We start from the raw sequence: 23,360 nt of genomic DNA on the forward strand, positions 1-23,360 counted from the left end.
CGCTGTATACCCGCATCGTTCTCACCTTCATCGGTGTCATTGTTGCCAGTCTCATCATCGCTTCTATCGCGTCTGCGCTCCTGTTCCGTGAACCGTTTGCCCACACGTTGGAGAACAGCTTGCTGTCGAACGGCAAGCAGATCATTCAGACCTACCGTTCGTCCGCTGGAACGGAATTGATTCCTTTCATGAACAACGTTTCCAGCATATCCATTTATACGGTTCAACTGTTCGACGCCTCCGGCAATCCGCTGCTGGAAGACAGGTCAGAGCCTGTCGTTCCCGGCGCGGAACGGGTTCGTCACGTGCTGTCCGGCGGCGTGACCAGGAACATCGAGCACGAAGGCCGGTATCCGATGGTCGGACTTCCATTCCCGGTTGACGGTCAGTCGTATGCCTTATTCGTCATGCTGAAGAGCAACGAATTGTGGCTGCAGTCGAGCAAAGAAGTCAACACGGAGCTGTTCACCGTCTTCCTGATCGGAAGTTTCCTCGTACTAGCTGCTGCCCGGTCAATTGTGAAGCCGCTTCTTCGGCTGAGAGATGCGGCCGGGCAAATGGCTCAAGGGCATTTTGACATGCAGCTCCGGACGAACCGCAAGGATGAGATCGGACAGCTAAACACGAGCTTTAACGAGATGGCGCAGGAGCTTGCCAAGCTGGACCGGATGAGGCGGGAATTCGTGGCGAATGTATCGCATGAGATCCAGTCGCCGCTGACGTCCATCTCCGGCTTCGCCAAGGCGTTGAAGCAGAAACGGATGAGCGAGGAAAGCCGGATGCATTATCTGACAATTATTGAGGAAGAAAGTGAGAGGTTGTCCAGGATCAGCCAAAACCTGCTGCGGCTTTCTTCCTTACAGCACGATCGCCATCCCGTACAACCGGCGGCTTTCCGGCTTGACGAACAGCTCCGCAAGGTCGTCATCGCGCTCGAGCCGCAATGGTCCGGTAAAGGGATCACCGTCGAATTGGACCTGGAGCCGGTAACCGTCCATGCAGACGAGGATCAACTCAGCCAGGTATGGACGAATCTGCTGGGCAACAGCATTAAATTCACTCCTGTCCGCGGAAGGGTTTGCATCCGCGTCTATGCCGGCGGCCGGTTGGCGGTCGTCCGCATAACGGACAACGGCATCGGAATACCGGAGGATCAGCGGACGGATATTTTCAAGCCGTTTCACAAAGTGGACAAAGCCCGCGACCGCTCCGTCAGCGGAAACGGACTGGGTTTGTCCATCGTCAAACTTATTGTGGAGCTGCATGAAGGGGAAATCCGGGCGGATGAAGAGCCCGGCGGAGGTTCGGTTTTCACGGTGAAGCTGCCGCTCAGGAAGGGCCAATAACAACCGTATAGCTGCTTATGTTATCTGATTTAATCACAATCGGAGGCCCGCCGGCCTCCGATTGTTTTTTTGTAACGTTCCGTTCATCTTCATTTCAAATAAGACGGGTATAGTGTCTCTGGATGAATGAATAGGAGAGAGCTTGCATGATTCAGCTAACCGGTTCCTCCACCCCTGGCCATAGTCTACGTGCATCGCGGCTGGACCGGGGTCATTCGGAGAGTAAGCAGGAGAAACATTACTTTTACAGTGGGAGGAAAGATTATGCGTTTATCTATTCGAAGTTGGGTAAAGCGTGTGACCATCACCGGCTCTATCCTTGCAATCTCTCTAGTCTCGATCGGCTGCTTTTATGAACAGGCGGCCCGCAGCCGGGCTATTAAGGATTTCCCGGCGCCCGGAAAGCTTGTGGACATAGGCGGCCGCCAGATCCATCTGAATTGCCAGGGTCGCGGCACACCGCTTGTCGTGCTTGAAGCCGGTGCAGATACAAGCGGCTCTGCACTATGGCAACCCGTCCAGGAACAGGTCGCCCGGTTCACGCGGGTTTGCTCCTATGACCGGGCCGGCATTATGTGGAGCGATCCGGCCAAGGGTCAGCGGAACAGTCACGCGATTGCCGAAGATCTTCACAAAGTCCTGCGTGCTGCAAATGAACAACCGCCATATATTTTAGCCGGTGCGTCCATGGGTGGCCCGTACGTCATGACGTTCACCAAATACTACAGAAAAGAGGTCGCCGGGATGGTTCTGGTCGACGCCTCGCACCCTGACCAGACCGCGCGTCTCGCCCAGGCCACCGGTGAGCCGGCGAGCAATCCGATTCCAATGGCTTTTCGCGCCCTCGCCGCAGTAGCGTGGACCGGTTTGCCGAGGCTAGTGCTGCCCGATGCTGAGGTTCCGGAGTTGCCGTCCCAGACGGCTAAGGCCATCACGGCTTATCAGCCGACATCGCTTGCAGCCGCCTTCGCGGAGGCAGCCGTATTCGAAGATTCGCTGCGTGAGGCCGGCACGTTCCGCACCCTCGGTCATCTGCCCCTCGCCGTGCTCTCCAGGGGAAAGCCTTGGAGCGCTTTCAGCGAAGCCGAACGGGCCGCAGGCGGCCTCACGCGCGAACAGTTCAATCGCGCAGAAGCAGCTTGGGCTAACATGCAAGCCGAGGAAGCCGGTTGGTCCTCCAACAGCACGCACCAAGTCCTCGCGGACTCCAGCCACGTTATGCAGCTGGAGCGCCCGGACGCGGTCATTGCTGCGATCAGGGACGTTGTTGTAAGGGCAACGCGCGCAAATGCAACTCCCTAGAGGCAGCAGCGGCCGGGATCAGTCAGTCTGCCGTAGAGCTTGGTAAATACACTTGAGATAATTGATAGAATTGTAATTCATAGATTTTTGTTAAGGTTGAAGGCGGGCTTCCAGTCCTTGAAGCCCATTGCTCTCTGCAACTCCGGGAGCGAACCTAACGGTCGATGCCCGCGTACACTTCGCGAGCGAACCAAGAGCTGCTGCAAGCGCGGGGATCATCTTCGCGCTTAATTCCGTGTCCGGCTCCCACCACCAACGGAGAATATTCAGTACTCCGTTCTTCTTATCCATTACCGGTTCAAACCGGGCGATGAAACGGTCTCCGAAGAGCAGCGGCAGCACATAATAGCCGTACTCCCGTTCAGCAACCGGCTTATAGACCTCCCAGCGGTAGGTGAAGCCGAATAATTGCCGGATCAGCTCCCTGTCCCAGAGCAGATTGTCGAGCGGGGCCAGTGCAGCTGCGAACTCAGCACCTGTTTCTGCTCCGTCTGCATCAGCGCTATCCCCGCGCAGCAGGATCTTTTCCAACCCGGGGGCATCTGCTGTGCGCATAAAGAGCGGGAGCTTTACCCCTTCAACACGAACCTCACGGAGTAAGCCGTTTAGCAGCAGACGCTCAATTGCGGCGGTCCGCTCCTTGCTCTTCAGACCTGCGATGCCAAGCCATCCGTCTCCGGATTTGTTCCACTGCAGGCCGATGCTGCCGATTCTCCGCAGCACATACCAGTCGAAGTGCTGTTCAGGCGTCACATTAGGGTCCTCAGCCTCAAGCAGTTGCTCAGGCAGCAGCTTTGCACTGAAATCATAATAGCGGCGTGTATGGACCCTATGATGTACAGAGAGCTCGCCCCAAAAGTACATACTCTCCATGGCTGCACGGGATAAGCGTGCCGGGGCCCAGGCCCAATCAATCTTGTCTGTGCTCTCCAGATCCAGCGAAGAGAGGGGACCCCGACGGGTCAGTTCTTCCCGGACATGATGCACCATGGCTCCGAGTGCCTCGTTCCCTTGATAGCGTTCTGCCGCCATCGCTCTGCGCCGCTGAAAGTACGGCCAGTCCTCCGTGCAGTAGATCGACATATTCTTGTCCCAGCCATCGATCAGCAGCCTGTCCTTGTAGAGCAGCTCCGAGGCCAGCTCCGGGACGAAGCCCGGAATCCGCGCCTGCAGCACAAGCTCATGATTATGCCCGGCAATGCTGAGCGGATCATATTGTATGCAGCCCACATGGCGGACGAAGTCGTAAATGGCTGCTTTGCCAGGGGGCAGGCCTCCGGATATGAGCCGTTGATGCTGAAGCAGGAAAAGCCGGGCTTGCCGCTTGCTGAGAGAATAAGTGGTCACGCATTCCACCCCGATCTAATGATTTATTTCCATTATACGGAACAAATGTTCCCAGCACAAGCAAGTAAAAACCCCTGATGCCATTTTTTACAGCATCAGGGGTTAATTCAGCTTCCGGTAATCTCCCGCACATTCCCGGACCTGCCGGGGCGGCTTCCTTAGCTTACAGAAAGATCTTCACGGGTGAAAATCAGGATGCGAACGGGTTAGCAGTGTTACATTATACTTGTTTGACCGATGGCTGCAAGACTCCGGACAGCTGAACCGCTCCAGGAGCCGGAAGCTCAGAGCCGCCGCCTGCTCCAGCGCCAAGCTGCAGCTGATACATGCGGAAGTATCTTCCGCCGAGGGCCATCAGCTCATCATGGCTGCCGCGTTCCACAATCTCTCCGTGGTGCAGCACCAGGATCTGGTCGGCACTGCGGATGGTGGAGAGGCGGTGGGCGATGATGAAGGTGGTGCGGCCCTTCTTGAGCACCTCCAGCGCATCCTGAATCAGGCTCTCCGTTTCGGTGTCGATATTGGAGGTGGCTTCATCCAATATCAGAATCGCCGGATCAAAGGACAACGCTCTGGCAAAGGAAATCAATTGGCGCTGTCCAGCCGACAGCGTGCTGCCCTTCTCCACAACAGGCTCATCAAAGCCATGGGGGAGATGGGCGAGCAGCTTGTCGGCGCCAACCTCGCGCAGCGCCCGCTCCACGCGTTCACGGGAGATCCGCTCGTCTCCCAGGCTTACATTGGAAGCGATAGTGCCCGTGAAGAGGTAAGGGTCCTGCAGGACGATGCCCATGTGGCTGCGCAGCCACTGCTTCGGTATGCCTTTGACCTCCTGGCCGTCAATCGTGATGGTTCCGCGCTGCGGATCGTAGAAGCGGAACAGCAGATTGATGATCGAGCTTTTGCCGGAGCCGGTATGGCCGACGAGGGCAACGGTCTCGCCAGGGCGCGCTTCGAAGGAGATGCCCTTCAGGACGAAGTCTTTTTTATAAGCAAAAGAGACATCCTTGAATACTACATTCCCCTTGTAACGCGGCATGGTTCCATCGGTAACCGGTTCGCCCGGTTCATCCATCAGTGTAAACACCCGTCCTGCTGAAACCATGGAGCTGTCGAGGTTAGCAAGCTGGTTGACCATTCCCGTAATCGGCTGGAACATCCGTCCCAGCACATCAACGAACGCATACAGCACACCCAGTGACACAAAGGTGGAGCCGCCCAGACTGCCAAAGCCGAAATACCACAGCACCAGTACAAAAGAAAGGCTGCGCAGCGAGTTCACCAGATTGTGGGACGTGAAGGCGTTCAAATTCAGCATTTTGTTCTGATATTTCAAATAATCATCGTTGAGTTTCTCGAACTCTTCCGTACTCTGCTTCTGGCGGCGGAAAATACGGATGATCGACATCCCCTGAATCGATTCATTGATAATCGCATTGATCTCACTGAGACGCGAGCGGATAATCGTGTTGTATTTGGTGGCAATTTTGCGGTACAGCACGATCCAGACAATCACAATCGGCACGATGAACAGACTGACCAGGCCGAGCCGGATATCCAGCAGGAACAGGGCGACGTAGACGCCTGCGATATTGATAATGCCTGTGCTGAAATTGGACAATACGGCGATGAACAGATCTTTTACCGCTTCCGTATCATTCGTCACCCGGGACACTACCTTGCCCGCAGGCAAATTGTCAAAAAAGTATACCGGCAGCCGCTGGATATGCGCGTACACATCGGTCCGCAGCTTGCGGATGACCTGATTGGCCGAGGATTGCAGCCAATAGGTTTTGCCGAACTCGGCAAAGATCGAGATGACCAGGAATAAAGCGTACAAGCCTACAAGCTCGTAGATTCCGGGAAGCTCCGGTTTATAAAAGGAAAACAGCTCATCCGCCGACAGCTTCACCGCCGGGTAGACGGCTTCGGTGTCTCCGCGCTGGATATGCAGCTGTCCATCACGGAAGCTCCGCTCCCCATCGGGCTGGGCCACAGGCATATTGATGAAATAAAAGCTTCTTCCGGCCTGAAGCAGGCGGATCTCCTGGCCTTTGGCTTCATCCGGTGCAAAGCGGTCACCGCGTTTGTAATAGGTATTCTTATACTCAGCTGCTTCCTCGGAGGAGGAGGTTTGAAAGTATGGTTTTTCGATGGCCAGCATGTGATTGTCGATCATGCTCTTGGCGATAAAAGGGCCTGCAAGCTCGGCCGCCACTCCGATGGTAAGCAGCAAAAGGGCTGCGATAAACGTCTTTTTGGCAGTTAAAGCATACTGCAGCAGGCGTTTGCCTGTACTCTGTGTCAACGGTGACACCTCCTGAAAATGTTGTATGCATAACTTCTGGGGCCACTTCGTACCGGACCGGTATCGTTGGGCATAAGTTACACGTAATGGTTAAGATAGATGAATAAGATTATTCGTTGGTCAGGTTGTTCTCCACCTGCTGGCGGTCGAACTGTTCACGGTACCAGCCGTTCATGTCCAGCAGCTCCTGATGGGTGCCGCGTTCGGTAATTTTCCCGTTATCCAGCACAACAATCAGGTCGGCATGCTCAATAGCGGATAGGCGGTGGGTGGAGATTAATGTTGTTTTGCCTGCCCGTTCCTCACGGATATTCTCAATAATTCTGGCTTCGGTCCGTGCGTCAACGGCGGAAAGGGCATCATCCAGAATCAGAATATCGGGATTGGCAATGAAAGCTCTCGAGATGGAGACACGCTGCTTCTGTCCCCCGGAAAGGGAGACGCCGCGTTCACCCACCAGGGTATCCAAACCGTCGGACAGGGTGCCGAGATCGTTCTGGAATGCCGCAGCTGTGATTGCATTCATAATCCGCTCATCGCTGGCGCCATGGTGGCCGAACTGGATATTTTCGCGCACAGATTTGGAGAACAGGATCTGTTCCTGCGGCACATAGCCCATCCAGCTGTGAAGCTGGTCAAGTGCAATCTTGTCAATCGGAACATCCGAGATCAGGATTTCGCCCTGTCCGGTCGGATATTCGTGCAGGAGCTGCTTAAGCAGTGTAGATTTACCGCTGCCGGTGCGGCCGACCACGCCGAGAGTCTGGCCCTGGGTGAGCGTGAAGCTGACCCCGGTAAGGTTATCTATCGTTGAGGTCGGATAACGGAATGTGACATCCTTCAGCTCGATGGAGGTCGGCTGCGCCACTGGTACCGGCAGAGCCGCATCCTGCACATCAGGCTTCGAGTTCAGCGTTTCATCAATCCGCTCCAGTGAAGCGCCGCCGCGCTGCATAATGTTGATCAGCTCGCCGATGGCGAACATCGGCCAGACGATCATCCCAAGATACATATTGAAGGAGACCAGGTCGCCCAGAGTAATCTGATTGCGGAAGACCAGATAAATACCGAATGTTAGAGCAATGATATAGCTGAGTCCCACACAGAGCCGGATGGTTGGCTCGAAGAACGAATCGACCTTGGCTACGGCCATGTTCTTGCGGTACACATCATCCGTAATCTCCCCAAAACGCTTTTCATCAAGGCGTTCCTGCACATAGGCACGGATGACACGAATCCCCGATACCGATTCCAGCACCTGATCGTTCATATCACCGAAGGCATCCTGTGCCAGACTATAGCGGTCATGAATGGCTTTGCCGTAGAAGATCATTGCGATTGCGATGAGAGGCAGCGGGAGGACGGCGGCAAGCGTCAGCTTCCAGCTGACCAGGAAACCCATGGCCAGCAGCACTACTGTAAGAAAAATTGTCGAATCGACAAGGGTAAGCATCCCGAAACCCACGGTTGCGGAGACAGCCCGGATATCGTTGGTGGCACGGGCCATCAAGTCACCGGTCCGGTTGCGTTCAAAGAACGAAGGGGTCATGGTCATCAGATGATTCATGAAGCGGGAGCGCAGCAGACGCTCTACCAGGTTGGACCCTCCGAACAGCTTGTGCATCCATATGTAGGTGATCCAATAGATTATCAGCAGCATGAGCACAATTAAGCCGATATACTTCATAAGCGAGCCTGCGGTTATTGAACCGCTGACAATGTCATCAATGGCATTGCCCAGCAGACGGGGAGGCAGAAGCTCAAGTACCCCTGCGACAATCAGTAAAATAAGTCCAATAGCATAGCGTTTCTTTTCGCGGCGGAAAAACCAGCCGAGATTGCGGAGAACGGAGAACAAGGGAAATCCCTTCCTTTCGTGTTGAAATGTTGTCGGCTTGTCGGTAAATCATTTTGACGGTTAGATTAATGAAAGTGTTAATTAATACCAGCATGCAAAAAGGCATACCATCCGGTAACGGATGATATGCCTGTAATTAACATCAGCTATCATGTCCACGGTGCTGTATTGCAGCACAGAGACATGGGGGAGAGTTGCCTGGCCTGAGTTCAAAACGGTACGCGTAACACGCTAGAGTCTCAGGAGGTTTCCACTGCCGGGGCTGCTTCGGTATTCTGTTGTGTATTGCTGCCGACAATGGTTAGGAAATATACAGGTACAAGGTTAAACACCGCGCTCACCCCTTTCATTAATTTTGGTAATAACTTGAAGACGCTTCGTTATGTTCCGAGTTTATCACCCGGCCTAAAGAATTGTCAAATGTAATTTTGGATAGACTGCGAATCAGCCGTTGAATGAGTTCGACCTAAATCATTTGGAATATTGCCATAATTTCAGTATGATTAGACCATACGGGAGGTGCTTAAAAAGATGAAGATGTTAATCAGCAATGAGGCCGCCGCCTGGTTCAAGCGGGAACTTTCGCTGCAGGACGGGGCATATATCCGTTTATTTCCCCGCTACAGCTCAGGAGGGGGACTGCATCCGGGCTTCTCGCTGGGGATTGCGAATGAGCCCCCTGGCCGTCCTTCTGTGCAGACGGAGCAGGAGGGAATTGTTTTTTATATGGAGGAGCAGGATCTTTGGTATATGGAGGGTTATAGCCTGTCCATCGTGTATTCGGAAGCCGAGGATGATATTGAGTATGTCTATGAGCCTGAGGCGGCCGCAGGGGTTCTACAGGAATAAAGCTGTGTTCTTACATGCTGTTTCAGCGAGAAATATAAGGAACATTTATTGCGTAAAGCATACAAATTCCTATATTTACAAAAAGCCCTTGCCACAAGGCAGGGCTTTTTGTATGGCGCTCCCGCGTGATGAACTGCAGAAGCATTAGTGCGAGCTGCGGAAGGTTTCTTCCTCCATCGCGAAGTCAAAATCATCAATATCATACACCTGGACAGGGACACCGCCTTCAATGATGCGCTGGATCAGCTCGAACTGATCGGTCAGAATCGGCACCTTCTCCCGCTGGGAGGTCAGCAGCAGCTCCGTTTCGATGGGATCGAATGCTTCTCCATACGTTGCATTATCAACACTGTTGATGATGGTGATCTGTGCGTGGCTGCCCAGCAGAATGCCTGAGCTTTTGGCCCAGGGGATGTTCAGGCAGCGGTTGATTTTCTTGGAATTCAGCGGCTCCTCGAAGTACGCTATAAGTTCACGGATTTTGAGCTTCACATGCTGGTCATCCTCTGCATGGCTCATCAGAGGCTCATCGCTGTCCCGCAGTTCGTATAATTCCATCACGGTAGTGTAAGGCACTATATATTCTACGGGGCTCCGCGGAACGAGAAGCTGGCCGTAAATCGCCATCATGACGGCTTCGGTCACAAATTGTCTGGACATCGTTATCCTCCTGAATTTCGGGTACTGCTATTGTACTGGAACGCCTGCAAACTTTATATTGTTGGTAGTCAGCAGCGTATTTATCGGCAGTATGGTGATATATAACGCACTTGTAGAGCAGAACGCTTACCTGTGGACTTAAAATTATAAAAACACTGTGGAGCGCAAATGTCAACAGTACCCAATCAACACGGTAAAGAGAAAGGATATCACATACTGTGAAGCAATGGAAATCTTATTATACTTTTGTACGGCCTTATATGAAATGGATTGTGCTTACTCTGTTCATTGGCATGATCAAATTCAGCATTCCGCTGACGCTGCCGCTCATCCTGAAGTATGTGGTCGATGACCTGCTGAACAATCAAGCGCTCACTGTTGCAGCACGGGTATCGAAGCTGATGACGGTGCTCGGCGGCTCCCTTGTGCTGTTCGTAATCATCAGGGGCCCTGTGGAGTATTACCGCCAGTATTTTGCCCAATTGATTACCAGCAAAGTGCTGTTTGACATGCGCAACAGGCTGTATGGTCATCTGCAGCGGCTCTCACTCCGCTATTATCAGAATACCAAGGTCGGTGAAGCGATCTCCAGATTTATCAATGACGTCGAACAGAGCAAAAACCTCGTAGAAGTCGGGATGATGAACGTCTGGCTGGATATGTTCACATTGGTGTTCGCCCTGGCCTTTATGTTCTATCTGAATCCGGTGCTGGCCCTCGTGTCCATTGCTGTTCTGCCGCTGTACGGCATTGCGGTGAATACTCTTTATAAGCGGCTCAAACTGCTGACCAAAGACCGTTCCCAGGCCCTGGCCGCGATCCAAGGGTATTTGCATGAGCGGATACAGGGAATTGCGATCATCCGCAGCTTCACGATGGAGCGGGTGGACAAGAAGCAGTTCAAGGACATCAACGGCAGATTTCTGGAAAAAGCGATGGCCCAGACGCGCTGGAACGCTTTTACGTTCGCCATCATCAATACGCTGACGGACATTGCGCCGCTCTTGGTCATCGGGTATGGGGGATATCAGGTCATTCACGGAAATTTGTCGCTGGGAACCTTTGTGGCCTTTTTCGGCTACCTGGACCGGATGTATGCACCGCTCCGGCGGCTGATCAATTCCTCGACGGTGCTGACCCAGGCTTCCGCTTCGCTGGAACGGGTGATGGAACTCCTGGACGAGCCGTATGATATCACCGATGAGCCTGGTGCAAAGCCGCTGGTGGCTCCGGCTGGAGCCATAGAGTTTCAGAAGGTGTGGTTCAAATACAACGATGAAAATGACTGGGTACTCAAAAATATCTCGCTCAGCATTGAGCCGGGACAGACAGTGGCTTTTGTCGGGATGAGCGGGGGAGGGAAGTCCTCACTGATCAGCCTCATCCCGCGTTTCTATGATATTAACGAAGGCAGCCTGCGCATGGACGGTCATGACGTCAGGACCCTGACGCAGGAGAGTCTGCGGCGGGCCGTTGGGATGGTGCTGCAGGACAACTTCCTGTTCAGCGGCTCGGTGCGGGACAATATTCTGTTCGGCAATCCTGAAGCGGGGGAACCGGAGATTATCGCAGCAGCCCGGGCGGCGAATGCCCATGATTTCATCATGCAGCTGCCGGACGGGTATGACACCGAGGTCGGCGAACGGGGAGTGAAGCTGTCGGGAGGACAGAAGCAGCGTGTCGCCATCGCCCGGGTCTTCCTGAAGGACCCCAAGGTGCTCATTCTCGACGAAGCCACCTCAGCGCTCGATCTGGAATCAGAGCACCTGATTCAGCAGGCCTTGCAATCTCTGGCTTCGGAGCGCACCACATTAATCGTGGCCCACAGGCTGTCGACAATTACTCATGCGGACCAGATCGTCGTACTGGAGCACGGGGAGATAACCGAGCGTGGAACCCATGAGGAGCTTATGGCTCTGGAGGGCAGTTATGCCCGGCTGTTCAATGTGCAGCGGCTGGATGCCTGACGTTGTGTAGTGCACGGGTTATTTATTCTGTTCCAATTTGATCTTCTCAGCAAGGATATTGCATTTCAGCATTGGTTACAGTATACTGTAACCGATACATTTATGTGTAACTTGCGGTGAAAACTCAAATCTAACAGGAGATGGACCTGATGAATGTATATACAGGCAAGCAACTAGCTGATATCCTCCAGCAGGAGGATGCAGACATGAATTTGCGAACCGTCCGGTATTATACGCAGATAGGCATGCTGCCGCCTCTGGAGCTAGTGGGGAATAAAAGAGTATATACCGACAGGCATTTGGAATGTCTGCGGGCTATCCTGACCTTATCCAAAAGCGGTAAGAGCCTGGCTGATATACAAGTGAAGCTGGCAGCACTCTCCCCTGAGGAAATTGCCAGCCTTGGCGCACGGCTCAGGTTCTACCAGCCGCAGCACATTCTGCAGCACGAGACGCTGGTAATAAATGACGATGTGATGCTCACGGTAAGCCCGCAGATCACGCCGGAACAGAGGTCAGAGATGATTGAGGCGGTCACCCGGCTGCTGAGAGGAGAGAAGGAGCTATGATTAGAGAACCATTTCAGGTGGAATTCCGCTTCGCCAAGTCCTACCTTGAGCACGAGGAAGGAATCAATCATCTGTGGATCAGGCTCCCGCCGCTTATTGGTATGAAGCGTGCTGCAGTCGGGATGCAGCTTCCCGTGGGGATTTATTGGACTGAAGATGCGGGAGCATACCCTATGGATGCAGACGGTCAGATTAGACTTGAGCCCTCAAATTCGCCAAGCGAGCTATTGCTGGAGATTTATACGCTGCAGCCGATTAGCCCCGGACTGACAGAACTTATCTTTACTGTGTCATGTATAGAGGGGAGTGGCGAGGAATGGGCCCATTCATTTGCTGTGCCGCTGATGATCGTCGACGAAGAAGAGGCGGAGCCGCCCGTTATGGATCATGAAATCGTCAGAAAAGTCAAGGGACGGCAATGGCATAACTCTCAGCATCCAGTTGATCAGGGGAACAGAGAACCGCTTGACTGCACTCCGCGAAAGCAAATCCGGTACGATCCCCATTACCGGTCGGAGCTGGAGAAGCAGTACAGCATCGAGGGATAATCATTAGATTGTACACAGATTAAAAGGCTGCCTGGCGCTTTTTGGAAGCGTCCAGGCAGCCTTTTATAGTCAGCAGCAACCTTTATCCTCTGCCGATCAGCAGAGATAGAATCCCGGCGGCGATCAGCGGCCCGACCGGAACCCCCTTGAATAAAGCGACACCCAGTACGGTGCCGATCAGCAGCCCGGCGACAACGGTGGGCTGGCTGCCCATCAGCAGAGCGCCCCGGCCCCCGAGATAGGCGACCAGCATGCCGATGCCGATCGCTGCGAGCGACTTCCAGTGCAGGAAGGAATGCCAGATGGTGTCCAGTGATATTTTTCCGCTGGCCAGAGGTGTCATTACGCCGATGGTCAAGATAATGATTCCGGCTGTCAGGCCGTACTTTTCCAGCCAGGGAAATGTCTGATGAAGTCCAAGCACACGCAGCAGCAGCAGTACGACCATTGCTATCGTGATCGGTGAATTTTTGCTGATGATGCCCAGTGCCGCAAAACCGAGCAGCAGTAAAGAGGTAATATCCATGGAGGCGGTACACTCCTTTTCTAAGATACACAATGCTTATAATATGGACCGGACACGGAGTTTATGAGACCCTGGATGCTAGTCGTCCAGACGCTTGGAATTAATGTGGTCCGCGATCAGCTTGCCGTGTCCGCGTCCGGTTTCGATGAAAACCTCATTGGCGTTGCGCCCGGAGGCAATGACACCTGCGATATAAAGTCCGGGCACATTGCTCTCCATGGTGGCGGGATTGAAAGCCGGCTTCTCTTGAGTCTCATCCATGCTTACTCCGGCAGAGGACAGCAGCGTTCGGCTCGGTCTGAATCCTGTTAACGCCAGTACAAAATCGTTGTCCAGCTCCTTAACCTCGCCGTTCCGCCCTGTGATATGCACCGAGCCCGGTGTGATTTCAGTTACTCGTGACTCCAGATGCAGAACAATCTTGTCCTTCACCACCATACTCTCGAAGATCGGACGCACCCAAGGCTTGATGTTCTCCGAAATACTGGCCCCCCGGTATACCATATCCACTTCGGCACCGACCCTGAGCAGCTCCAGAGCCGCATCGACAGCGGAATTGCTGCCCCCGATGACGGTAACCTTCATCCCTGTGTACGGATGGGCTTCCCCAAAATAATGGGAGACCTTGGGAAGCTCCTCTCCCGGAATGCCGATCAGATTCGGCTGATCGAAATAGCCGGTGGAAATAATTACGTTGGCTGCCGCGCGGGTATAAGTTTCCCCGCGTTTATTGCGGGTATGTACAGCAAAGGTCCCATCCTCCAGCGGCTCCACAGAGAGGGCTTCCTCGTAAGCGGCAATGTCCAGCCCATGCTGCTCCGCAGCTCGGCGGTAGTAGACCAATGCTTCATGGCGGAAAGGCTTGTCGTTCGGTGAAGTGAAGGGCACATCCCCGATTTCCAGCAGCGCGGTTGTGCTGAAAAACTGCATGTTGGTCGGATAGAGATAAATGGAATGGACAATAAAATTCTTTTCGATGATCAGGCTGGACAACCCGCGGCGCTGGCATTCAATGGCCGCAGATAGTCCGCAAGGGCCTGCCCCGATAATGATGACATCCTTCATAAAACGATGAACCTCCCGGAGAATAAGTTGCGTTTACTATAAAGCGTACCCTAAATATTAAATTTTCGCCATTCTTCCCGGCAATTCCGGTGAATTTGCTTGCTCCGGTTCATTGGATGGTATATAATTAGATATATATCTAAATTATTGATTTTATAAAATTTGCCTGTATTTATAGGAGAGTGACCCTATTGCAGCTTGAGAAAATTGTCAATTACCACAAAGCCTTGTCCGACCCTACGCGTCTGCGGATTCTGCTCCTGCTGTCCAAGGGGGAAGTTCACGGGCAGGCCCTGGCCGAGAAGCTGAATCTGTCGCAGCCTACGGTTACCCATCATGCCGCCAAGCTGCGGGAAGCTGCGCTCATCAAAGAGCGGAGGGACAAGAACACGGTTTATTTTGCGCTGAACCCCGAGTTTATCCAGGCGGGATCAGAGGCTTCGCTGAAATTTATTTTTGCCAAGGGGGTGGAAGAGTTGGAGGAAGTGTCTCCAGACGCAAGGTTGAAGGAATCCGTGCTGCGCAATTTCTTCGCCAAAGACGGCCGTTTGCGGCAGATTCCCTCACAATACAAGAAGAAGCTGATCGCTTTGCAATACATGATCGAGAAGCTGGAACCGGGTGTTGTCTACACGGAAAAAGAAATCAACGATTTCATCAAGCCGTTTCATGAGGATTATGCTACCATCCGCCGTGAATTCATTATGCATCAGTTCATGTACCGCGAGAAGGATCACTATGAGCTGAATCCGCCGGAGTTGTGGACGCATTGGGAAAATGTCAAATAATGATCTAAAATTTGGGTATTTTCTGTGACAAAAGGCTGGCAAGCTGATTAATTGTCTGAATAACGAATAAAATGGAATTGTAAGCGTTATCTGACATATACTTCGAAAGGAGACTTTCAGTATGATATTCAAGCGCGCCAAAAAGAATACGCCAACTGTCCCGCTCACTGTTACCCTGCCGCAGATCAAACAGGCTGTAAGGCAATTTGAAGAAGATATGCCCGCTCCCATCAACCGCACAGCCCTGATTATGGAGGATAAAAGCATTGACTTAAGCCGGCTCAAACGTTACTTAGGCGGAGTACCTGAGCAAAAGTTCTATATGTCACGCGAAACCTTTGAGATTTTTGAGGAGTCCGACAAGCTCGTGCCTTATTATCTCGACCTGGTTCAATCGGCTGTCGATAACTACATCAGCGATACCGGCAAGCTTCCGCTTGTTGAGGATGCCTGGCTGCCCGAGGTTCATTACCGGCTGCTGGCTACGGAACGGTATTTGAAGGAAACACCGCCTTTTCCATTGTATATTACCGAGGAAGAAATGATGCTTACGCACAGGCCGGAGCATTTTGAGTCTTGATTTCTGAATACGCAGACTGTTCAGCTGGAGGTGCCAGACCTCTTTTGCGGAATGGTCTTTTCTTTGCGCGTTCCCCCATAGTACAATGGATTTCTGACTGGCTGAGAACGAAATTCAAGGAATAAGGGGAACTTGGAATGAAAGAAGTACAAGCTTTGCTGTTTGATCTGGATAACACATTAATGGACCGCGACCACACTTTCCGCAGCTTCACCAGGAAGTTCGTACAGGATTTTCTCGGGCACATGGACCCGGAAGAGGCGGAGCGCACTGTGGAAGATATCATCGTCAGAGATGCGGACGGATACCGTAACAAGGATGGCTTTTTTGCCGAGCTCAGCGAGGTGCTGCCCTGGAAGAAGAAAGTAACTGCTGCGGATATCCGGGCATATTATGACAGAACGTATATCACCCATGGAGCGCTTATGAAGCATGCCGTAGAGATGCTGGAATACTGCCGGGAGCGCGGCTACACGCTTGGGCTGGTCACGAACGGCCAGAAGGATATTCAGGATGGCAAAATCGATCTGCTTAAGCTACGGGATTACTTCAAGGCCATCGTCATCTCCGGGGAGGCCGGGATCAGCAAGCCAAATCCGGAGATTTACCGTCTTGCCCTTGAGCGTCTGGAGACAACTGCAGAGAAAACATTATTCATCGGGGATCATCCGGTGAATGATATCTGGGGTGCAGCCAAGGCAGGGATGGAGACGATATGGCTGAAGCGCAACCATCCGTGGGATGAGAAGCTGGATGCACATCCGTGGAAAACCATTCATGAGCTGGATGAGCTGAAGTCTATATTATAGACGGATGAGATTTGCAGGTTGACAAAATAATGCAGCTCCGTTTATCATTACACCATATTAGTTCGGAAGGAGACGATGTTATATGTCAGTTTATACGGTTATTTCGTTATCGTTGAATACTGCTTGTGATACGTGTCTTCCGGGAACAGCGGCTGCAGTGTAAGAATTGCAGCTTAGCGGGCCAGCTCTATGATGCCTTTTAGAGCCGCCGGGAACCGTATCGGTTCCGGCGGCTTTTTTGCGTGTGCATATAGCACTAAGGTATGGCTTACCTGTGCACGCACGGAAATTATTGGCCCGTCCCCCGATGGGGGAGTCCGTACTTTTCGTATATGCTTTTGCAAGCTGATCTTCTGCCCGCGGCAGAAGACTAGCTATGCAGGAGATGCCGCCGGAATGGATTTCCGGCGGCTTTTTGTGTTCCGGGAAATGCATGAAGCAGGATCAGGTTCAGAATCAGACAGGTTGTAATGCGGAAATTTCAAAAAGTTAAATCATTCAGGAGGCAATAATGACAATAGAACAATATGGCTGGAATAAGAATTGGCAAAGCAAGTGGAACGAAAGGCTTATAGGGAATGAAGGGAAGGAATATGTCCCGGGAAGAATCGTGGGCGACTTTGGCAGCAAGTACCGGGTCATGGCGGAGAATGGGGAGACATGGGGGGAATTGGCCGGCAAACTCAGACATTCATTGACAGGCTCCGGAGAATACCCGGCCGTCGGGGACTGGGTGGTTCTGGCGATGCAGGATGGCGGGGAGCATGCCGTCATTCACGGTGTCCTGCCCCGGCACAGCGTGATTTCACGAAAGGTTGCAGGAAATACACTGGAGGAACAGATCGTTGCCTCCAATGTAGACACTTTGTTTCTGGTTAGTGCCCTAAATGATGATTTTAATGTCCGGCGGATGGAGCGATACCTGATCATGGCGTGGAACAGCGGGGCGAACCCGGTGATTCTGTTAACCAAATCCGACTTATGCCCGGATGCAGAGCGTAAAATTGCCGAAATGGAGCGGGTGGCACCCGGTGTAGCCATCCATGCGGTCAGCGCTCTCCAAGGCGACGGGCGGGATGAGCTGCTGCCGTATATCAGCGAAGGGCAGACCGTGGCCCTTACCGGTTCCTCGGGCTGCGGCAAATCGACGATGGTCAATTGGCTCAGCGGCCGGAATCTTCAGCTTACCCAGGATGTAAGAGAGGATGACAGCCGGGGAAGGCACACGACAACCCACCGGGAACTGTTTGTTCTGCCGGATGGCGGCATCATTGTGGACACTCCGGGAATGCGCGAGCTGCAGTTATGGGAAGATGAAGGCGGACTTGATCTTGCTTTTGGCGACATCACCAGGCTGGCAGCCGAATGCCGTTTCGGGGATTGCAGGCATGAACATGAAGAAGGCTGCGCTGTACTTGAGGCTGTGGCCAGCGGAGAGCTGGAGGAGAAACGGCTCTTGAACTACCGGAAAACCCAGCGGGAACTAAAGTATCAGAGCAGCAAAGAGGTGAAGCAAAAGCGGAAAACTGCTGCTGCGACAAAGGCCGGGAGCTCCCGCACCCGGAACTCAAGCTGGCGGTATGAGCTGGACGAATACTGAGGAAATACAAAGGGGCACCCTGCAGTCTATAATGGCTGCAGGGTGTCCCTTATCTTTTGTCCGGCGAAGCTTCTTGAAGAAGCACGCTGCCAAACTATATATAAATAAAAGTCCGGCTGATGTAAAAAGGAGAAGTCTGTAAAAAGTGCGGATGTCTAAATAAGAGCCGGACTTTTAACGCTACTGGCCATTTAGAACGAAGCAGCGGCAGTTTTAGCCAGTTCCAGGCCTTTGGCGATAATGTCTGCAGATTGCTGCGGATTCTGGTTGTGCCCTTCGATAATAACCTGAGTCGTTTCTTTGAAGCCCCAGAAGCCCAAGATGCCTGACACAAAGTTAACAGCCATTTCTGCACTGGCAGCTGGACCTTCGGAGTAAACGCCGCCTCTGGCATTCAGAATCGCTGCTTTTTTGTCAGTTATCAGTCCAACCGGACCTTCAGCAGTGTACTTAAATGTAACACCAGCTTGGCTCAAGTAATCGATGTAAGTATGCAGCACAGCAGGAACGGTCATGTTCCACAGCGGGAAGGCAAAAACTACTTTGTCAGCGGCCAGGAATTGATCCACATATTTCTTCACAGTAGCAGCGCCTGCAGCTTCTTCTGGAGTAGCTTCATACCCTTGAGCGGCTTTGTAGATCCCTGTAATCAGGGTGTTGTCATAGTAAGGAAGCTGTTCAGCGAACAAATCAAGTTCAGTGATTTGATCTTGAGGATGAGTTTCCTTGTAGCTTGCCAGGAAGGTGTTGTAAAGTTGAACACTCACTGCTTGATCTGCCGGACGGTTGTTTGCCTTAATAAAGAGTACTTTTGACATTATGATTTCTCCTTAAGTATCTAATATTTATTAACTATATTTAATATAGCATTTAAATATTTGTTTGTAAATATCCGCCGGATAAAAAAATTATTTCTTTGCACAGCTACCACATCTCAGGGCAGACGGCAGCTTTTTTACTGTGATAGATCAAGATGTAGTACCGCAGGTTTCGCACGGTTTTTTTTGTGTTTTTAGCCCTGGTTTAAGGGCTCTGGGACCCGGTTATATAGGTGTTACAAGGAATAAGGAAAGGATTTCCTCTCCATTCCGGCTGTAACAGAATCCAACAATAAAAGGAGCGAGTGACATGTCCATTGACCGGTTCATCATTAAAAAATTGGACAGCTGTCAGGAAGAGCATACCCGGCGAAATCTGGTGAAGCTGTTCAAGCTGCGGATTCAAAAGGCGGAAAAGCAAGAGAACAAATACCCTGAGCGAATCAGCTGACCAACCAGTTAGTCATGTGGGCATTCGGCAATATATATAATGGAGCATTATCCTTATGTAAGGGAGATGCTCTTTTTCTGTGCAAAAAAATACCCCTCTATTAATAGAGGGATAACGCCAATGAATCATTTTCACTGTAACTGTGCAATATAGCTTCAGAGCCTTTAATTTCGATACTGATCAGAGAATTCAAACATTTCTGCAGGGCGCTTTTGCCCTTTTGAATTTTAAGTTCCAGCGTGCTGTTTAGCAATCGAAGTACCTTTTGAGTGGGCTGTTTATTTTCTGTAGTGAAGTACACAGGTACAATCTTGTTCTGAAATGTGATGAGCATTCTCATTGAAATCACCTCGCTACAAGTATTTCATGTTATAGATCATACCTTTACTTTCTTAATTTTACCTTAAAATTAGCTTATGATAACATAAAGATTACAAGTTTTATAGCTTGAAGCCTTTCCGGGAAGGAAACCTTGATGTGAATAACAATGATATGATACATTTAGCGCATTTTCTGTTCCCTGAAACATCAGGTAATCAAGAAGTTGAAGGAGTGCTGCAAAAGGCAGCCTCTGCGGACAGGATCTGCAGGTTGAAATTCAGCGAAGGGGAATATACGCAGGATTTATGTCTGCAGGTATTTAAGGATACAGTACTGTTATCCCACCTGAAAGATACGGATGTCTTCAACCGTGAACTGAAGACTCCGGAAGAGATCAAGCGTGCGTCCTTTTATCTGCTGAATTGCTTTCAGCTTACATACAGCTCCCCTTCGGATTCACCTGCATTGCTGATGTCCAGACGCAAGTATGAAGAGCTCCAGGAGCAAACGGACGCTTATACTTTGTACTTGTTGACTGAACGGCTGACAGCTGAGACGGGAGATGTGGTAAATTCCCCGCAGCTGGCCAATGTGATGAAGTGCCCGACTGCAGAGGGAGAGCTTAAGCTCTGTTCATTGCATGAGGGTACCTGGTCTTTTCAGCGCGCCTCGTATATGGAGAATAGTTCCGGAGGCTGGCTGGTGCGCGTCAGCGGCGAGGCAGCGGAAGACTGGATGATTGCGGTGCCGCTGACAAGACCTCAGCTGTGCTCCATATTTTATAGATGGCTGCTGCAGCGCTCAGAGGCGTCTAATCCAGAATAACTGTTGAAAATAGAGTGGAGCAAGAAAGGTCATTACGATTATCTTCATTCCTCAGCTTGCGACGTGGAATCACCGGTTTTCTTACAAGTATTGTATTCGAACGAAAATACATAAAAACGCCAGAAAAGCAAAAAGGATGCCCCCAAAAACGATATCGTATATACCGGGACCAGCTAAGATCCAGCCTCCGAAGGCGGTCCCCAGTGTGACCCCCATATTTGAAAAAGAGACATACAGGGTGTTTGAAAATTCAGGGGCTTCAGGAGACTCGGAAGTAAGCCATACTTGACTGACAATCAGTCCACTGGTATGAGCAGCTCCCCATAAAATAATAATGACACCAATCAAGAGAATAGAAGGATGGGTGACCTGCAGGAGCAGATAGGACAACCCCAAAACGATAGGATAAAAGAGGACGGTTCTTTTCAATCTAGCAGATAACAGTTTCCCGGCGTACCAGTTGCCTAATACTCCACTGGCTCCAAACATAACAAGCAAAATACTGATCGTAGCTCCAGTCAAGTTAAAACGCTGGGTCATGTATTCTGAAAAGTAGCTGTATACGGAAAACATAGAAGCGAAGATCAAGCTGGCGGCTCCAATGTTTAACCATAAGGAAGGTTTTCGCAATTTGCCAAGCTGGCTGCGGAACGAAAGCGTATTTTTGGGTAATGTATCAGGGACCATCAGGGCGATTCCTAGACAAGCAGCGCTGCTAACAATGGCGCTAAAAATAAATGAACTGCTTAAGGACGACTGTGAAGCGATATAAGAGGTAAGAGGAATCCCTAATACCATGCCAATACTGACCCCCAAGAACACCTTGGCACTAGCCTTTGCAGCAGTTTCTTTCCCGGAAAGAGAAGCAGCCGCTGAAAAAGCGAGCGAAAAATATACCGGATGGAAAAAGGCAGGAACCACACGAAATAGTAAAAGAAGTTGGAAGCTTGGTGCAGCAGCAGAGGCTAAATTGGATAAAGCGAATAAGGCCATAATGCCAATCATGACTTATCTTTGATTAATTTTGGAGAACAACAGGGTCATCCATGGTCCGAAGAGCGCAATGATGGATGCGAAGGATCTAACCAGCATTCCTGCGACTGTAGCGGAGATCTTATATTTGTCCATAATCATGGGTAAAATGCCCACTACCCCTAACTCCGTATTGATAATGCCAAATATGCCGAGCGTGATAAAAAAGAGAGGATACTTGAGCCTCAAATTGTTCACTACAATATAAATATCTATATATCTAGATATGATAAACGGATGTATAGACAACTCCCTAAAGATCGAGTTGTCTATAGCTGAGTTTTAACATATTCAGCGAAAGCTTTGATTTTCTCTTCATCTCTGCGATAGTAAGTCCATTGTCCAAAGCGTTTTGATTCCAGAAGTCCTACATTTTTCATCAGTGTTAAATAACTGGAGATGACGGATTGGGCAAGACCTGCTTTTTCCTGTATGCTTCCTACACATATTCCTCCTCTAAAATCAGAGTCGGGTGGCAAAAAAATTTGAGGACCAAAATTCTCGTCAGGTTCTTTAAGCCATTCCAAAATCTGGGCACGGACTTCATTGGACAGCGCCTTGAATATTAGATTAGTATTCATAAGATCATTATATCTAATTATCTCGATTTATCAATATTTAATCTTCCGAAGGGCAAAATTATTGTCCAAACGCGCACTTCATGTCAGTTAACCAATCTATAGACAGGAGCATATGCTTTAAGCAAGGGCGAAGACCCGTTAAGAAAGGAGAATGAAGGATGAAGCTCAGGAAAAAAATCTCACTGCCGCTCATGATCCTCACCCTGTCTTTGTCTGTCCTTGCTGGCTGTGGCAGTGACTCGGCTGGGGTGAAGGTGAAGATCGGTGAAGTTACCCGTTCGGTCTTTTATGCGCCTGAATATGTGGCATTATCCCAGAATTTTTTCAAGGATGAGGGGCTGGAGGTAGAACTGCAGACGATTCCAGGCGGGGACAAAACAATGACGGCCCTGCTCTCCGGGGCCATTGATGTAGCGCTTGTTGGATCGGAAACATCGATTTACGTGTACCAGCAGGGAGCTGATGATCCTGTAATCAATTTCGCCCAGCTGACCCAGCGTGACGGGACATTCCTGTTCGCGAGGGAGGCGGATGCGAATTTCAACTGGGACAAATTGAAGGGGAGTACCTTCCTTGGGCAAAGAAAGGGGGGGATGCCGCAGATGGCCGGCGCTTTTACGCTGCTGCAGAAAGGCATCGATGCCGGAAAGGATCTTACGCTGATTCAGAATATTGATTTCGCCAACATTGCCGGTGCTTTTGCCTCCGGGACGGGGGATTATGTACAGCTCTTTGAACCCACAGCCTCCATCTTTGAGCGTGAACAGCGCGGCAGAGTTGTAGCGTCATTTGGAGTGGAAAGCGGCTATCTGCCTTATACAGTCTTTATGTCCAAACAGAGCTATATCAGCAAAAACGGGGATACGGTACAGAAATTCACCAATGCCGTCCGGCGCGCCCAGGTTTGGGTGAAGGAGCATAGCCCGGAGGAGATTGCCGATGCAATCCTGCCTTATTTTGAGAATACCGACCGGGATATTGTGATCTCCTCGGTTAAGCGCTACAAAGAGCAGGACACCTATGCAGTAAATCCGGTCATCGACGGCAAAGAATGGAACAATCTGCTGGATGTGATGGATAACGCCGGTGAATTAAAGGAACGTATTCCGGAAGCTAAAATCGTCGACAACAGCTTTGCCGAGAAAGCAGAAGCCGGCGTGAAATGAGCCGATACCTGTTGTAGAGCAGAAGCTTACAAAACTTAAGCGAA

Annotated in this window: 23 protein-coding genes; 13 read left to right on the top strand and 10 right to left on the bottom strand. The window is 51.1% G+C overall.

All coding sequences use genetic code 11. From position 1 onward, the window contains the following. The first annotated feature begins 119 nt into the window (after nucleotides 1–119). Together BLQ82_RS07245 and BLQ82_RS07250 are read left to right on the top strand one after the other, a co-directional pair. Entirely contained in the window at nucleotides 120–1,346 is a 1,227-nt protein-coding gene (locus BLQ82_RS07245; RefSeq protein ID WP_244280721.1) for a sensor histidine kinase, read from the top strand. A gap of 264 nt (nucleotides 1,347–1,610) precedes the next feature. Beyond that, on the top strand, nucleotides 1,611–2,648 hold the full coding sequence (locus BLQ82_RS07250; RefSeq protein ID WP_062528521.1) for an alpha/beta fold hydrolase: 1,038 nt from the start codon (nucleotides 1,611–1,613) through the stop codon (nucleotides 2,646–2,648). 90 nt (nucleotides 2,649–2,738) lie between these two features. Here BLQ82_RS07250 and BLQ82_RS07255 read toward each other — a convergent pair whose 3' ends face one another. From BLQ82_RS07255 to BLQ82_RS07265, 3 genes are all read right to left on the bottom strand, one after another. Further along, nucleotides 2,739–3,995: a DNA glycosylase AlkZ-like family protein gene (locus BLQ82_RS07255; RefSeq protein ID WP_062528520.1), complete on the bottom strand. Its 1,257-nt coding sequence runs from the start codon at nucleotides 3,993–3,995 to the stop codon at nucleotides 2,739–2,741. Between the two features lie 220 nt (nucleotides 3,996–4,215). Further along, nucleotides 4,216–6,303, bottom strand: a complete 2,088-nt coding sequence (locus tag BLQ82_RS07260; RefSeq protein WP_143013366.1) for an ABC transporter ATP-binding protein — start codon at nucleotides 6,301–6,303, stop codon at nucleotides 4,216–4,218. Nucleotides 6,304–6,412: 109 nt separating this feature from the next. Then, complete coding sequence (locus BLQ82_RS07265) at nucleotides 6,413–8,161, bottom strand: ABC transporter ATP-binding protein (protein ID WP_074648001.1); 1,749 nt, start codon at nucleotides 8,159–8,161, stop codon at nucleotides 6,413–6,415. Nucleotides 8,162–8,692: 531 nt separating this feature from the next. On the opposite strand from BLQ82_RS07265, the gene BLQ82_RS07270 reads away from it, so the two are divergent. Next, on the top strand, nucleotides 8,693–9,010 hold the full coding sequence (locus BLQ82_RS07270) for a HesB/YadR/YfhF family protein (RefSeq protein ID WP_062528517.1): 318 nt from the start codon (nucleotides 8,693–8,695) through the stop codon (nucleotides 9,008–9,010). 144 nt (nucleotides 9,011–9,154) lie between these two features. On the opposite strand, the gene BLQ82_RS07275 is transcribed toward BLQ82_RS07270, so the two are convergent. Further along, a complete protein-coding gene (locus tag BLQ82_RS07275) occupies nucleotides 9,155–9,670 on the bottom strand; it encodes a hypothetical protein (protein ID WP_062528516.1) in 516 nt (171 codons plus the stop codon). Nucleotides 9,671–9,888: 218 nt separating this feature from the next. On the opposite strand from BLQ82_RS07275, the gene BLQ82_RS07280 reads away from it, so the two are divergent. The 3 genes from BLQ82_RS07280 to BLQ82_RS07290 all read left to right on the top strand — a co-directional run bounded on the left by BLQ82_RS07280 (nucleotide 9,889) and on the right by BLQ82_RS07290 (nucleotide 12,754). After that, entirely contained in the window at nucleotides 9,889–11,637 is a 1,749-nt protein-coding gene (locus BLQ82_RS07280; protein WP_062528515.1) for an ABC transporter ATP-binding protein, read from the top strand. Nucleotides 11,638–11,786: 149 nt separating this feature from the next. Next, nucleotides 11,787–12,206: a MerR family transcriptional regulator gene (locus BLQ82_RS07285; RefSeq protein ID WP_062528514.1), complete on the top strand. Its 420-nt coding sequence runs from the start codon at nucleotides 11,787–11,789 to the stop codon at nucleotides 12,204–12,206. Then, a complete protein-coding gene (locus BLQ82_RS07290) occupies nucleotides 12,203–12,754 on the top strand; it encodes a hypothetical protein (protein ID WP_062528513.1) in 552 nt (183 codons plus the stop codon). Before BLQ82_RS07285 ends, BLQ82_RS07290 begins: the two co-directional genes overlap by 4 nt. Before the next feature lie 82 nt (nucleotides 12,755–12,836). Here BLQ82_RS07290 and BLQ82_RS07295 read toward each other — a convergent pair whose 3' ends face one another. Together BLQ82_RS07295 and BLQ82_RS07300 are read right to left on the bottom strand one after the other, a co-directional pair. Further along, nucleotides 12,837–13,280: a DUF441 domain-containing protein gene (locus tag BLQ82_RS07295; RefSeq protein WP_074648004.1), complete on the bottom strand. Its 444-nt coding sequence runs from the start codon at nucleotides 13,278–13,280 to the stop codon at nucleotides 12,837–12,839. Between the two features lie 78 nt (nucleotides 13,281–13,358). Then, a complete protein-coding gene (locus BLQ82_RS07300; RefSeq protein WP_062528511.1) occupies nucleotides 13,359–14,345 on the bottom strand; it encodes a YpdA family putative bacillithiol disulfide reductase in 987 nt (328 codons plus the stop codon). Between the two features lie 191 nt (nucleotides 14,346–14,536). On the opposite strand from BLQ82_RS07300, the gene BLQ82_RS07305 reads away from it, so the two are divergent. The 4 genes from BLQ82_RS07305 (at nucleotide 14,537) to rsgA (ending at nucleotide 18,122) form a co-directional block, all read left to right on the top strand. Continuing rightward, entirely contained in the window at nucleotides 14,537–15,133 is a 597-nt protein-coding gene (locus BLQ82_RS07305; protein ID WP_062528510.1) for a DUF2087 domain-containing protein, read from the top strand. A gap of 121 nt (nucleotides 15,134–15,254) precedes the next feature. Beyond that, nucleotides 15,255–15,713 (top strand): DUF3939 domain-containing protein, encoded by a 459-nt coding sequence (locus BLQ82_RS07310; protein ID WP_062528509.1) that lies wholly within the window; start codon nucleotides 15,255–15,257, stop codon nucleotides 15,711–15,713. Nucleotides 15,714–15,850: 137 nt separating this feature from the next. Beyond that, the gene (locus BLQ82_RS07315) at nucleotides 15,851–16,522 is read left to right on the top strand and encodes an HAD family hydrolase (RefSeq protein ID WP_062528508.1); all 672 of its coding nucleotides are present in this window, start codon (nucleotides 15,851–15,853) and stop codon (nucleotides 16,520–16,522) included. A 511-nt stretch (nucleotides 16,523–17,033) separates the two neighbouring features. Beyond that, nucleotides 17,034–18,122 carry a ribosome small subunit-dependent GTPase A gene (gene rsgA / locus BLQ82_RS07325; RefSeq protein WP_062528506.1) on the top strand — a complete coding sequence of 363 codons (1,089 nt, stop codon included), beginning with the start codon at nucleotides 17,034–17,036 and terminating at the stop codon, nucleotides 18,120–18,122. A 191-nt stretch (nucleotides 18,123–18,313) separates the two neighbouring features. Here rsgA and BLQ82_RS07330 read toward each other — a convergent pair whose 3' ends face one another. Beyond that, entirely contained in the window at nucleotides 18,314–18,940 is a 627-nt protein-coding gene (locus BLQ82_RS07330; RefSeq protein ID WP_062528505.1) for an FMN-dependent NADH-azoreductase, read from the bottom strand. A 310-nt stretch (nucleotides 18,941–19,250) separates the two neighbouring features. On the opposite strand from BLQ82_RS07330, the gene BLQ82_RS31835 reads away from it, so the two are divergent. Continuing rightward, complete coding sequence (locus BLQ82_RS31835) at nucleotides 19,251–19,391, top strand: hypothetical protein (protein ID WP_167523072.1); 141 nt, start codon at nucleotides 19,251–19,253, stop codon at nucleotides 19,389–19,391. 100 nt (nucleotides 19,392–19,491) lie between these two features. On the opposite strand, the gene BLQ82_RS32570 is transcribed toward BLQ82_RS31835, so the two are convergent. Beyond that, nucleotides 19,492–19,731: a hypothetical protein gene (locus tag BLQ82_RS32570; RefSeq protein WP_025704561.1), complete on the bottom strand. Its 240-nt coding sequence runs from the start codon at nucleotides 19,729–19,731 to the stop codon at nucleotides 19,492–19,494. A gap of 137 nt (nucleotides 19,732–19,868) precedes the next feature. Here BLQ82_RS32570 and BLQ82_RS07340 point away from each other — a divergent pair, with 137 nt between their 5' ends. Beyond that, complete coding sequence (locus BLQ82_RS07340; RefSeq protein WP_062528504.1) at nucleotides 19,869–20,537, top strand: hypothetical protein; 669 nt, start codon at nucleotides 19,869–19,871, stop codon at nucleotides 20,535–20,537. Between the two features lie 81 nt (nucleotides 20,538–20,618). Here the strand turns inward: BLQ82_RS07340 and BLQ82_RS07345 are convergent, their stop codons facing one another. After that, the gene (locus tag BLQ82_RS07345) at nucleotides 20,619–21,542 is read right to left on the bottom strand and encodes an MFS transporter (RefSeq protein WP_244280722.1); all 924 of its coding nucleotides are present in this window, start codon (nucleotides 21,540–21,542) and stop codon (nucleotides 20,619–20,621) included. 296 nt (nucleotides 21,543–21,838) lie between these two features. Continuing rightward, nucleotides 21,839–22,150 (bottom strand): ArsR/SmtB family transcription factor, encoded by a 312-nt coding sequence (locus BLQ82_RS07350; protein ID WP_062528503.1) that lies wholly within the window; start codon nucleotides 22,148–22,150, stop codon nucleotides 21,839–21,841. Nucleotides 22,151–22,308: 158 nt separating this feature from the next. Between BLQ82_RS07350 and BLQ82_RS07355 the strand changes: the two genes are divergently transcribed. Further along, nucleotides 22,309–23,316, top strand: a complete 1,008-nt coding sequence (locus BLQ82_RS07355) for an ABC transporter substrate-binding protein (RefSeq protein WP_062528502.1) — start codon at nucleotides 22,309–22,311, stop codon at nucleotides 23,314–23,316. Nucleotides 23,317–23,360: the final 44 nt, after the last annotated feature.

The sequence above is a fragment of the Paenibacillus jilunlii genome (assembly GCF_900102965.1).
In the GTDB taxonomy this organism is placed as follows: Bacteria; Bacillota; Bacilli; order Paenibacillales; family Paenibacillaceae; genus Paenibacillus_AQ; species Paenibacillus_AQ jilunlii.